The sequence below is a fragment of the Shewanella sp. P1-14-1 genome (assembly GCF_001401775.1).
Classification (GTDB): Bacteria; Pseudomonadota; Gammaproteobacteria; order Enterobacterales; family Shewanellaceae; genus Shewanella; species Shewanella japonica.
The window spans coordinates 24,907-36,926 of record NZ_LKTL01000003.1; the positions used below are offsets into that span (position 1 = coordinate 24,907).

Consider the following 12,020-nt stretch of genomic DNA (forward strand, 5'->3'; position numbering starts at 1 on the left):
GTCCACGCAAATAGAAATCAGAACGAAAATGGTAGCACACAATGCTCATAAGCCATGACGTATATTCATCACAGCTAAATGAGCAAAGCTGGCTTTGTGAGCTAAATCACGAATAGATCTACAAAGCCATCTTTAATCTGCATCAACATACAGTTATAGCGAGCGAAAACTGCTATTTAGGCGCACTCAGTTGCAGCCATTGATTTCGGCCTAACTCGAGTACAACGCCCACTGCCAGCCCTACAGCTGTATTAATTGCCAAACATGCTAATGCCGTTGAAAAAATGACAAAAATACAAAAGGGCTTACCATCGATAAATCGCTTAGACCAAGCGAGCTGCGTTCCAGCAATAGCAAGCAAGCTTCCCAACACCGCTAGGGGAATTAACGATAAAACAGTCGCAATGCCCTGTCCCCAAAAAATGGCTATGAATAAACACGTTCCACCAAAGATTGCCGGTGCTAACCATGTTCTAGCACCAAAGTGATGCTGAACAGCAAGTCCTCCAGCGCCATGGCACATTGCTGCGCCGCCAAATGGCGCCATGAGTAAGTTTGACCAACCTGAAGTTTTTGCAAAAGCTTGTGGAGTAAACTTGTCACTGTCTTCGGGGAATTTGTCTTTAGCCATTGCCGAAATCGCAATGACAGCGTTAGTTAAGGTGAGTGCTAATTGCGGTAATACTAACAATAATGCAGCTGAACTCCACTCATTAGACTCAGGCCAACTGAATTGCCAACCTGTGGTTTGAGTAAAGTCAAAGTTCGGGCTAGATTGGCTAAATAATTGCCATAGAATGCCTAGAAAAATCACCAAAGGCATAACCAAATACTGCATTGGCATAAACCGACTTAAAAACAAAATACCAAATGCCAATAAGCCTACGCCCCATGTTTCACTCATCATGAAACCGCCCATCCACATCAACTGAATACCAATGGCGAGTTGAATACCGATACTGATGGCAGGCGACAATTGTTTTGCCATCCACTGAATAATACCGCTGTAAGCTAGTATCAGAAGGATCCCCCCCATCAACATGGCAGATGCTTGCAACATACCGGGGGTTAACCCTTCAGCAATCACTAGCGCGCTTATCACTTTCATCGGTTGGATAGGGATAGGTCTTCGATAATAAAAAGCAGTAAAAATAGCAAAACAACCAAAGCCTAAGAATATGCCTTGGGGGGAAAATTGATTAAGGGCGATAAGCCCAAGCACTAAAGGAAGAAAAGTGCCTAAATCCGCAAAAGCACCACTGAACTCACCTGAAATTTTGTTGAAACTATTAAAACGATTGGTCTTACATCTCATATATCTTGCCGTAGGGATTGGATACTGAGATATAGCAATTTGAATGCCAACAAAAATAATGTGAACTAGTTCAAAATAATGCTGTAATGTTAATCGTTTAGCCAAAAACAATAGACATATTGACCCACACAAAAATTCTTTAAAAGGTCAATATGTCCAAATTAGTCATTCTTAATATGATGACATCGAGGTGAGTGAACTCAGATTTTCGCAATAAAAAAGCACCTCGAAAGGTGCTTATTAATTAATGAGTTATCTAGAACTCACTCAAAGTTAGTTTGCCTTACTTATTATAAGTTAAGATCTTTTTCCATATCTTCGTATGAAGTATGGCGAACATCTTTACCTTTAACGAAGTAAATAATGTATTCACAGATGTTTTTACAGCGGTCGCCCACTCGCTCAACAGCACGAGCAGCCCAAAGAACATCTAGTACACCAGGGATAGAGCGAGGATCTTCCATCATATAGGTCATCAATTGACGAATAATCCCTTCATACTCTTTATCTAATTTGGCATCTTCTTTGTGTAACTCAAATGCATTATCTGCATCCATACGGGCCAAAGCGTCCAAGGTTGAATGCAGTGTACGAGTAGCATGACGCCCCATGTTTTCAATGCTTACTAGCAATGGTTGTTGATTGTTCAAGCGCTTATCTAACGCAGCTTTAGCAATACGAACACAGGCATCTCCGATACGTTCAAGATCGGTTATGGTTTTAGTGATTGTGATAATCAAACGTAAATCACTGGCTGCTGGTTGGCGTTTAGCGATGATACGAGTACATTCTTCATCAATAGACACTTCCATGCCATTAACACGGTGATCACCATCAATGACTTTTTGCGCAAGCTCAGCATCTAAAGAAGCAAGTGCATCAAGAGATTCTTCTAGTTGGCGTTCAACTAGGCCGCCCATGGCTAAAACACGGTTACGAATATCTTCAAGTTCGGCGTTAAATTGACCCGAGATATGCTTATTTAAACTTTTGTTTTCCATTACTGTATCAACCTTATTCTTTACTATATTGACCTAAGCCATCAGCTCTAATGCAATAAATTTAGCCGTAACGACCGGTAATGTAATCTTCTGTTTTACGCTTTTGTGGCGTAGTGAAGATAGTATTAGTGTCAGCATATTCAATCAGTTCACCCATATACATGAATGCCGTTTGATCTGATACACGTGCAGCCTGTTGCATGTTATGCGTTACGATAACCACAGTATATTTTGATTTAAGATCCGTGATTAACTCTTCAATCGTTAACGTTGAGATTGGATCCAATGCCGATGTTGGTTCATCAAGCAGCAATACCTCTGGCTCAATGGCAATGGCACGGGCAATAACAAGACGTTGTTGCTGACCACCAGATAATCCGAAGGCGTTATCGTGCAAACGGTCTTTAACTTCATCCCAAATTGCTGCACCGCGTAATGAACGCTCGGCGGCTTCATCTAACTCACGACGGTTACTCACCCCTTGCAGGCGTAAACCGTAAACCACGTTCTCGTAAATCGATTTTGGAAACGGGTTAGGACGCTGGAACACCATACCGACATTTCGACGAAGTGCAGCAACATCAACTTTCTTGTCATAAATATTTTGACCGTGAAGTAAAATTTCACCGTCAATATGACAAGTTTCAACTAAGTCATTCATACGGTTAATACAACGTAAAAGCGTCGATTTACCACAACCACTTGGACCAATAAATGCTGTCACTTGGTTTTTCGGGATTTTCATGCTCACATCAAATAGAGCTTGTTTATCACCATAACGTAAATCTAAATTACGAATTTCTAGCGCAGTATCCTGTGCAGGTAGGTTAGCTAAATCGACAACTTCAGATTTAATAGCGCTTTGATCAATAGAAATCATTTTTCTTTTTTCCTCAGGATATCGCTAATTAGTGTTCTAGCGAACGGAATTTTTCACGTAAGTGATTACGTACACTGATAGCTGTTAAGTTAAGTGTCACAATCACAGATACTAATAAGAATGAAGTGGCATAAACTAATGGTCTTGCCGCTTCTACGTTAGGACTTTGGAAGCCAACGTCGTAAATATGGAAACCTAAATGCATAAACTTACGTTCTAAATGGATAAACGGAAAGTTCATATCAATAGGTAAAGTCGGTGCGAGTTTAACAACACCCACTAACATCAATGGTGCAACTTCACCTGCTGCGCGCGCAACAGCCAAAATAAGGCCTGTCATAATTGCAGGACTCGCCATTGGAATAACAATTCGCCATAAGGTCTCAAACTTAGTCGCACCAAGCGCTAAACTGCCTTGACGCACTGCACTTGGGATTCGGCTTAAGCCTTCTTCAGTCGATACAATGACCACTGGAAGCGTTAGAATCGCTAACGTTAATGCTGACCAAATCACACCTGGCGAACCAAAAGTGGGTGAAGGTAGCGCTTCTGGATAAAACAATTGGTCTAATGAACCACCAAGCATGTATACAAAGAAGCCTAAGCCAAAAACACCGTAAACAATTGACGGAACACCCGCTAAGTTAATTACCGCGATACGGATCATCTTAGTAATTGGACCCTTTTTAGCATATTCGTGTAGGTAAATAGCAGCGATAACCCCGAATGGCGTTACAATAACGGCCATCAGCATCACCATAAATACCGTACCAAAGATAGCTGGAAATACCCCACCCTCAGTATTTGCTTCACGTGGGTCATGACTAACAAAGCGACCTAAACCGACAAACCAATGTACTACTTTATCGAAACTGTTCATACGATTGACGTAGCTAACGTCTAATACTGAATCTAACTTGAGCGTGACTTCTTCACCGCGCATGTCTCGAATTATCACAGAATCTCTTGCCGCTTGGTCACGCAACGCGAACAAGTCTTTTTCCATGACTAAGTAATCTTGATTGAGCTTTTCTGCTTGTGCATCTAATTCAGCTTTACGCTCTGGGGTTAATTTACCGTCTAATTCATAACCACGTTCTTTTAAACGTAAACGCTCAAGTTCATAGTTAACTGAACCAATCTCAGACTTTTGAAGCTTTAACGCCTGCTCGCCGATGGTCACAGCACGGTCAATGTGCTCTTCTAACGCGACTTCGATTTGCTCGCCTGATAATGGTAAACGTTCACCATTTTCAATCACAGCAACCGGGTAGCCGTAGAAGTTACCATTTTTGGTACGCTCCAACATAGCGATATCAGTAGGCTTTTCACGACTAACGATGTCTGTAGCCAAAATCCAGCGAAAATCCAAACCAACGAATTCACGGTTACCTGTTTTCACTAGATAGCGAGTGACAAACTCACCAGGATGTTCGTTAAACTGATGACCTGCTGAAATCAATCGTTCAGTAGGCACTTCTTCACGGTCATAAATCTCTCCAATTAAGGTTGATTTAACACCATTATTATCTTCAAGTTGCCATTGATAAATATCGGCAGGCCAAAAGTAACTTAATCCACGCCATGCAATTAATAACAACAAACCTAATACTGCAATCAAGCTGATACTGACTGCACCACCGGTCATCCAAATCCATGGAGAACCCGATTTAACCCACTTACCCATTGCTCAAACCTCTCAAAGCGATTGGCGAAATATTCATTATTATTTTCATCTTCATTCCTTAAAGTGAGCTGTAACGTTCACGTAGACGTTGACGTACCACTTCTGCAATGGTGTTAAAGACAAAGGTAAATACAAACAAGACGAATGCCGCAAGGAACAATACACGATAGTGCGAACTACCAATGGCAGATTCAGGCATTTCTACCGCAATGTTAGCCGCTAATGTCCGCATACCTTCAAATACACTCCATTCAAGGATTGCGGTGTTACCTGTCGCCATCAGTACAATCATGGTTTCTCCCACTGCACGACCAAGTCCCATCATCACAGCGGAAAAGATACCTGGACTGGCTGTCAATAGCACCACGCGAGTCAGAGTCTGCCAGTTCGTTGCACCCAGCGCTAATGAGCCATTTGATAAATGACGTGGCACTGAGAAGATAGCATCTTCAGCAATTGAGAAAATCGTTGGAATAACAGCAAAGCCCATCGCAATACCGACAACAAATGCATTTCGTTGGTCAAAGGTAATCCCTAAATCATTGGTAATAAATTGGCGAGTATTACCATCAAAGAAAGCAATCTCAATCACTGGACTGATTTCGAATGAGAACCAACCCACAAACAAGATAACTGGGATTAGCATGATTTCTTGGTACGTTTCAGGTAATCGTTGCTTCCACGAGTTTGGTAACCTGCTCCAAGTAAATGCACTTAGTAAAATACTGGTTGGTAACAATGTCAGTAATACTAAAATGCCTGGAAGATGGTCTTCAATTAACGGCGCTAACCAAAGGCCCGCTAAGAAACCTAAAATAACCGTAGGAAGTGCTTCCATGATTTCAATGGTTGGCTTAACAACACTACGGACTTTAGGTGACATGAAGTAAGCAGTATAAATTGCACCAGCAATCGCTAATGGCACAGCGAAAAGCATCGCGTAAAATGCAGCTTTCATGGTACCGAATGCTAACGGCATTAAGCTTAGTTTTGCTTCAAAATCATCAGAGCCTGAAGTTGACTGCCAAACATACTGTGGCTCTGGGTAACCTTCGTACCAAACTTTTTGCCACAAAGCACTCCAAGAGACTTCTGGATGGTCATTGTCTACTGCAAATACATTCAAGCTATTATTCGCTTCAACGATTAACGCATTGGAGCGAGGGCTAAATGCCATTTCACCAGGCTTAGCAATATTAAATTTTTCAGTGAATAAATTACGCTGACTTGTGGTGTATAAAAGAGATAACTCGCCTTCAGGACTGACTACAGCAAAACTTTTGCGGTAGAACTCAGTGGCGATTGTTTGTACAGGTGAATCAATCTCAAAGTCGCGAATTTTTTGATACAAACGGCCATTTCGGCTACTGACTTGAAAATATTGATCAATCGTGCCGTCTTCATAATTAATCAGAATTGAACTGGCACCAGCAAGTAGGCTGACATTTGAAACTTTGTTTGAGCCATCTTTTACATCAAGTACTTGTAATAATGATGGTTCATCGGTGTCACGGATGTCATAAATAAAGATTTTATTAGTTGTAGGCAGTATCAATTGACGATGATCTGGTGTCATCAAGGCTGTTAACGCATCTTTAGGTGCATCCTCAACTACCGATAGATCTGAATACCACTCGATCTCTTCGGTCATCATGTTTTCTTCACCTTCAAGGCGATTTAACTTCCATGCACCTTGTTCATCTTGGTACGCAAAACCAATACGGTTATCGATATAGTCAAAGGCTAAATGGTGTAAAGCCTGACCTTCATCAACCATGATTGGTGTTTCACCTAATGGGTAGCGTAAACGTGGTGTAATTGTGCGCACGTTGTCAGGGTAAGTCACGCCAAAATCAACCCCAACGATTAACGCCTCACCCGTACTTAACCCAAGCGAAAAACGTTGCTCATTTGGTTTAGCTTTGGCACTGCTCACCACTGTCGCCCCTACAGGAAGCGGAGGCTGAAAACTCTCAATTAACTGTTTACTGGCTACTGAATAAAAATCAACTTGGCCATTTACCAGTACGCGATAAGCTATTTCATTTTGCTCATCACTTCCCACCATTAAAGTGGCAGTCTCGGTATTTTGATAACTGATTGTTGATACAGGTTCAACATCAGCACCATCAAAAATTGGCTTAATAACATACAATAAGTAAAAGAAAATCAACAACAAAGCGACAAAAACCATGGTTCCACCCACAGTTACACCCACTTCTGCTGCCTTATCCGTAAATGCTCTTCGATTCGCTTTTCTGCCTACTAGCAGACTCTTCGTCTCAGAACCAGGTTGATTGACCTGACTTTCCATTCAGAACCTCTATAATTAATCGTCAGCGAAATTTCGCTATGATTGTTTAATCCGCTGTGATACTAAATAAATAGCTGTTTTATTTACCTTAAGCGTTTGTGATTACAACTCAACAATTGTCAGTTCAAATCAGTACGTTTAAGTGATTAATTGATGACATTTTTTAGATGCCTATTTTAATTGGCTGAATTATATGACGTATATATGACAGTAGTGTTACAGGCGATTTATTTGTTAAACATTTGGGAGTTTCTTTTATGTTACGTTATCTAGTTACCTTGCAAGCCCCTGATAGAAAAGGGTTAGTTGAACAGATTGCAAATGTTATCAGTCGTCACAACGGCAACTGGCTCGACTCCGAAATGCGCCATATTGACGGCGTTTTTGCCGCAATATTACAGTTAGAAGTATCGGCATTAAAATGGGATACCTTGCTTGAGTCTTTGGAGTGTATCGAAGGGCTAAGCTGTACTTACAGTAAAACGGGCCACATAGCGGAGCCGATTAAACGATTAAGTTTTAATTTAGTAGCCTACGACCGTGAAGGCTTAGTGCTTGAAATTTCAAATAAAATAAATGCACTTGGTATTAACATCGAGCAATTTAGTAGTCAGCAAGAAACTGCAGGCCACAGTGGTATTGCATTGTTTAGAGCCACCATGGGTTTAGGGTTATCAGATCCAAGCCAGGAAGAACAACTCACAGAATCACTATATGAACTCGGTGACGATGTGGTGTTAGATAAACTCAGTAAAAGCGCCTAGCTCCTTTTGTTTGTTGCGTTAATGAATGTATTAGCGCAACAGATATCCCTTCTATTCAATCTAAAAAAACCGTTTAAATTTACTGACTACCATCTGTTAGACTATTAACAAATCATAACAAAAAATGAGTTTAGAGATGTTAGGAACGTTATCAAAAATGCGCACTCAGCTTGATGAGCAAAATGAAGTGCACTATCAATTACCAGTAGGGGATGCACTCTTAGAGTTAAACCCTTTAATCGGTAAAACACTCACCTTGACCCATACGGGTAAAATTTTATGCTCAAGTTGTGGTAAGAAAACCAAAAAAAGCTACTCTCAGGGACATTGTTACGTGTGTATGTCAAAGCTTGCTAGCTGTGACTTATGCATCATGAAGCCTGAAACGTGTCACTTTGATCAAGGTACCTGCCGTGAACCAGAATGGGCACAAAGTCATTGCTTTGTTCCTCACTTTGTCTATTTATCTAATACATCTGGGATCAAAGTTGGCATTACGCGTTACACGCAAATACCGACTCGCTGGATAGATCAAGGCGCCACACAAGGGTTACCTATCTTTAAAGTTTCAACTCGCCAACTTTCAGGCCTTGTTGAAGTCGAATTGGCAAAACTGATTAATGATAAAACCAATTGGCAAGCCATGTTAAAAGGTAATGCTGATGATGTTGATTTAGTCGATATGGCCAATCAATTAATCCCAGAAATTGAAGCAAAACTGTTAGAGATAAAAGAGCAAAATCCTGACTTTGTGATTGAGCGACTCAATGATCAAATTCAAGGTATTCGCTTCCCTATTACCGAGTTCCCTAAAAAAGTAAAATCTCATAACTTTGATAAAACACCTGAAGTAACGGGGGTTTTGCAAGGTATTAAAGGTCAGTACCTCATTTTTGACACAGGCGTTATCAATATCCGTAAGTTCTCATCATACGAAGTGAATGTTGACACTGAGTAACACTTCAATTGAACGGTAAACTGAATATAGGCTAAATAAAAAGCCGCAGAACTTAGGCTCTGTGGCTTTTTTATAATAGTTTTCTCGCTCAGGAAAATCGTTACATCGTATGATTAGGGATAGAGCTCAGCATCATACCAGTCAATTTATCAAAGCGGATCTCACGATCTTCGATAGGTTTTCCTGTCTCTGTAAACCCTTGTGCTAACACTTTCCAAATAGGTTGAATACGATTAGGACTAAACAAAGCCACCAGTACAGATCCTTTTTCAAAATCATCATCAATACCTGATGTTGATAAGCCAGCAACGAGACCTGCTCTTTTCATGATTTCTGCGTCACTCATTTCCGACTCTAGCGCCATACCAAAACCAATAAGCACATTTGGATTCTCATTATCTTTAGCAAAATGGTAGCCCTTTTGCTCCATGATTTTTGTTATCGATTGACGCATATGTCTCACTAATTCAGCATCATCAAGTTTATTTGCACTATGAACAGTAAACATCGTTGGGTGCCAAGCAAAGCTCTTTGCTTGCGAAGAAATAAAGCTAAGATCTCCTGAAGTCACCATTGTGATTCGACTAGGAGCAGGCTTGTTGACCTCTTCTTTGGTTGCACAACCTGAAATCAATACAGCGAAAAGACTTATCCATAAACACCATTTTTTGCTATTCATTCACATTTAGTCCTGTAGTCAGCAAGTTAGCCTATCTTTATTGTATCAAGCTATTGAAATTTCGTTATCAATATAACACTTAAACCCTAACCTAACCTGACTCAATTTCAATAACAAGTTATGTCATGTTACCAGCAAAAGCCACACACAAGATTAGCAAGCTACAAACAATTACAGTACAAATGTAAAAGCGCCATCCACGAAAAATGTAATTAACACTAGGTTAGCCAGTATATTCCCGTTAAGATGATCACCTATTAGCACTGCCGTATTGATATATTTTACCGATTTATGGAACTCGTTTTTACTATTGCACTATTCGCTTTTTCTGCAGGAATTACACCCGGCCCCAATAACATCATGTTAATGACGTCTGGCGTTAATTTCGGTATAAAACGCAGCATGCCACATTTACTAGGGATTATTATTGGCTTCCCGAGTATGGTGGTCGCTATTGGCTTAGGACTGAGTGCCGTCTTTCAAGCCTACCCAATGACGCATCAAGTCATTAAAGTTGCTGGTATCATCTACCTACTTTACCTTTCTTGGCGCATCGCTAATAGCTCAAGCAACTTAGAAGGTAAACAAACAGCTAAACCATTTAACTTCTTTCAAGCTGCTGCATTTCAATGGGTTAATCCTAAAGGCTGGATTATGGCTGTCGGCGCCATCGCTACCTTTACTGACATTTCACACGCTTTAATTCCGCAAGTATTAACCATTGCAGTGGTATTTTTTATGGTGGCATTACCTTGTGCCTCAATTTGGTTAAGCTTTGGTATTGGCCTTAAAAAACTGCTTAAAAACGAGCGTCAGCAAAGAATATTCAATATCTCAATGGCCCTGCTATTAGTGTTATCTATCATACAGATGGCTTTACCTGATTAGTCTTACATTGAATAAACAACACTGTTAGTAAGGCTGTTAGCTTTTACGCCGAACGTTAGTTTTAGCGACGAACATTAGTTTTAGCGTAAGCCCGCTATGACGAATTGAACATATGACAGGAAAGAACATGCAAGAGCAAAGCGAATACCATATTGAAACAGCAAACTGGGTCAATAAAGTGATCATGAAATACAATATTTGCCCATTTGCACGTCGAGAAGTTGAAAATAACAGCATCCGATACATTTGCAGCGAAAACACTAAAGTCAAACAGGTGCTAAAAGACTTTCTGTCAGAATGTGAATACCTAGATAACCATCCCGATACCGAGACCACACTATTCGTTTTACCCCGAGGTTTTGAAGGCTTTTATCACTATCTCGATCTTGTCGATTTAGCCAATGATAAATTACTCGAAAATGACTATGAAGGTGTCTATCAACTTGCCAGTTTTCACCCGGACTATTGTTTTGACGGCGAGCCACAAGATAGTCCCACAAATTATACCAACCGCTCCCCTTACCCAACGATTCATATCATTCGTGAAGCCAGTATGGAAGCCGCTTTAGCTGAATATAATGAGCCAGAGTCTATCCCTGAGAGGAATATCGCTTTTGCTGAACGTAAAGGCACTGAATTTTTTACTGCATTATTAAAACAATGCAAGGTAGGAAACGAGATTAAGTAAACATTACTCGGTATCACTCATTTGGTAATGTCGAGTGACATTGACAGTAAGCCGCCCCCAAGCTGACAGCTTCACTCGTGCTTGATGCACTTCGAATGCCATTTGATCTGTAAACACTTCATCGACATTATACTTATTGGGATTTTTGTTATCAGGAAGCACTTCAAAACTAACGCAGCCAGACTCTGCTAGCGTCAGCTTGCGGTGCAAAGGTAAGGCTTGTTTTACTGCGGATAAATCCTCATCAGCCACTAAAATATAGCCTGTTAATCTGACTCTACTCAATTCATCTTCCTTGAAGTTGGGTGATAGCTAAAACTAAACGACAACACTAACGCTTAGCTTTGTTTTTGCGCTTATTGTAATCCTACTTGTCAGCAGGATGATTTACACCATCATTTATCACTACATCGCCTAATTAATATGGGTTCACTCCAACCAGACACCCAATGTTATAGCCATATTCATTGGGATTGGAGCGTCGTTGGTGATGTGTATAGATGCCACATTTAGAGCAAAAGTAATGTTTAGCGGTATGAGTATTAAATTGATAGCAAGTTAAATGCTGCTCGCCTGCAATAATCGTTAAATTTGCTAAAGGAACAGAAGCCACAATGGCACCTTTACGGCGACAAATAGAACAATCACAACGTCTGGGATTTTCTATTCCATTAGGGAGAAACAATTCAATGTTCACTTCGCCGCAATGGCAACGAGCAATATGCCGCAGCTTAATAAGGGTTGCACCAACTTTTTGTATCATTAATCAAGCCTCCATGCTTTAAATATACTTATCCAGAGTAACGTTATAACATGCACATCACTCAATCCAGATGCCTATTTTTA

At 40.5% G+C, this 12,020-nt stretch carries 12 protein-coding genes; 4 read left to right on the top strand and 8 right to left on the bottom strand.

The genetic code is table 11. The features are described from left to right. Positions 1 to 172: 172 nt before the first annotated feature. From AN944_RS02405 to AN944_RS02425, 5 genes are all read right to left on the bottom strand, one after another. On the bottom strand, positions 173 to 1,315 hold the full coding sequence (locus tag AN944_RS02405) for a putative sulfate/molybdate transporter (protein WP_055022994.1): 1,143 nt from the start codon (positions 1,313 to 1,315) through the stop codon (positions 173 to 175). 290 nt (positions 1,316 to 1,605) lie between these two features. Then, on the bottom strand, positions 1,606 to 2,316 hold the full coding sequence (phoU, locus tag AN944_RS02410) for a phosphate signaling complex protein PhoU (protein WP_055022995.1): 711 nt from the start codon (positions 2,314 to 2,316) through the stop codon (positions 1,606 to 1,608). Positions 2,317 to 2,377: 61 nt separating this feature from the next. After that, a complete protein-coding gene (gene pstB / locus AN944_RS02415) occupies positions 2,378 to 3,196 on the bottom strand; it encodes a phosphate ABC transporter ATP-binding protein PstB (RefSeq protein WP_055022996.1) in 819 nt (272 codons plus the stop codon). A 28-nt stretch (positions 3,197 to 3,224) separates the two neighbouring features. Beyond that, positions 3,225 to 4,883, bottom strand: a complete 1,659-nt coding sequence (gene pstA / locus AN944_RS02420; protein ID WP_055022997.1) for a phosphate ABC transporter permease PstA — start codon at positions 4,881 to 4,883, stop codon at positions 3,225 to 3,227. Positions 4,884 to 4,941: 58 nt separating this feature from the next. Beyond that, positions 4,942 to 7,197: an ABC transporter permease subunit gene (locus AN944_RS02425; RefSeq protein WP_055022998.1), complete on the bottom strand. Its 2,256-nt coding sequence runs from the start codon at positions 7,195 to 7,197 to the stop codon at positions 4,942 to 4,944. A 257-nt stretch (positions 7,198 to 7,454) separates the two neighbouring features. Here AN944_RS02425 and AN944_RS02430 point away from each other — a divergent pair, with 257 nt between their 5' ends. Together AN944_RS02430 and AN944_RS02435 are read left to right on the top strand one after the other, a co-directional pair. After that, on the top strand, positions 7,455 to 7,961 hold the full coding sequence (locus tag AN944_RS02430) for a glycine cleavage system protein R (protein WP_055022999.1): 507 nt from the start codon (positions 7,455 to 7,457) through the stop codon (positions 7,959 to 7,961). 136 nt (positions 7,962 to 8,097) lie between these two features. Next, complete coding sequence (locus AN944_RS02435) at positions 8,098 to 8,919, top strand: DUF2797 domain-containing protein (protein ID WP_055023000.1); 822 nt, start codon at positions 8,098 to 8,100, stop codon at positions 8,917 to 8,919. A gap of 100 nt (positions 8,920 to 9,019) precedes the next feature. Here AN944_RS02435 and AN944_RS02440 read toward each other — a convergent pair whose 3' ends face one another. Beyond that, complete coding sequence (locus AN944_RS02440) at positions 9,020 to 9,598, bottom strand: DUF4136 domain-containing protein (RefSeq protein WP_055023001.1); 579 nt, start codon at positions 9,596 to 9,598, stop codon at positions 9,020 to 9,022. A 291-nt stretch (positions 9,599 to 9,889) separates the two neighbouring features. On the opposite strand from AN944_RS02440, the gene AN944_RS02445 reads away from it, so the two are divergent. Both AN944_RS02445 and AN944_RS02450 read left to right on the top strand, forming a co-directional pair. Then, entirely contained in the window at positions 9,890 to 10,486 is a 597-nt protein-coding gene (locus AN944_RS02445; protein ID WP_055023002.1) for a LysE family translocator, read from the top strand. 127 nt (positions 10,487 to 10,613) lie between these two features. Then, entirely contained in the window at positions 10,614 to 11,174 is a 561-nt protein-coding gene (locus AN944_RS02450; RefSeq protein ID WP_055023003.1) for a DUF1415 domain-containing protein, read from the top strand. Positions 11,175 to 11,177: 3 nt separating this feature from the next. Here the strand turns inward: AN944_RS02450 and AN944_RS02455 are convergent, their stop codons facing one another. Both AN944_RS02455 and AN944_RS02460 read right to left on the bottom strand, forming a co-directional pair. Next, positions 11,178 to 11,459, bottom strand: coding sequence for a putative quinol monooxygenase (locus tag AN944_RS02455; protein WP_055023004.1), 282 nt, complete (start codon positions 11,457 to 11,459; stop codon positions 11,178 to 11,180). Positions 11,460 to 11,592: 133 nt separating this feature from the next. Continuing rightward, complete coding sequence (locus tag AN944_RS02460; protein ID WP_055023005.1) at positions 11,593 to 11,937, bottom strand: GFA family protein; 345 nt, start codon at positions 11,935 to 11,937, stop codon at positions 11,593 to 11,595. Positions 11,938 to 12,020: the final 83 nt, after the last annotated feature.

Excerpts from the sequence above, each read along its gene's own strand:
- AN944_RS02405 (WP_055022994.1), bottom strand. The coding sequence starts at position 1,315 with ATGAGATGTAAGACCAATCGTTTTAATAGTTTCAACAAAATTTCAGGT.
- phoU (WP_055022995.1), bottom strand. The coding sequence starts at position 2,316 with ATGGAAAACAAAAGTTTAAATAAGCATATCTCGGGTCAATTTAACGCC.
- pstB (WP_055022996.1), bottom strand. The coding sequence starts at position 3,196 with ATGATTTCTATTGATCAAAGCGCTATTAAATCTGAAGTTGTCGATTTA.
- pstA (WP_055022997.1), bottom strand. The coding sequence starts at position 4,883 with ATGGGTAAGTGGGTTAAATCGGGTTCTCCATGGATTTGGATGACCGGT.
- AN944_RS02425 (WP_055022998.1), bottom strand. The coding sequence starts at position 7,197 with ATGGAAAGTCAGGTCAATCAACCTGGTTCTGAGACGAAGAGTCTGCTA.
- AN944_RS02430 (WP_055022999.1), top strand. The coding sequence starts at position 7,455 with ATGTTACGTTATCTAGTTACCTTGCAAGCCCCTGATAGAAAAGGGTTA.
- AN944_RS02435 (WP_055023000.1), top strand. The coding sequence starts at position 8,098 with ATGTTAGGAACGTTATCAAAAATGCGCACTCAGCTTGATGAGCAAAAT.
- AN944_RS02440 (WP_055023001.1), bottom strand. The coding sequence starts at position 9,598 with ATGAATAGCAAAAAATGGTGTTTATGGATAAGTCTTTTCGCTGTATTG.
- AN944_RS02445 (WP_055023002.1), top strand. The coding sequence starts at position 9,890 with ATGGAACTCGTTTTTACTATTGCACTATTCGCTTTTTCTGCAGGAATT.
- AN944_RS02450 (WP_055023003.1), top strand. The coding sequence starts at position 10,614 with ATGCAAGAGCAAAGCGAATACCATATTGAAACAGCAAACTGGGTCAAT.
- AN944_RS02460 (WP_055023005.1), bottom strand. The coding sequence starts at position 11,937 with ATGATACAAAAAGTTGGTGCAACCCTTATTAAGCTGCGGCATATTGCT.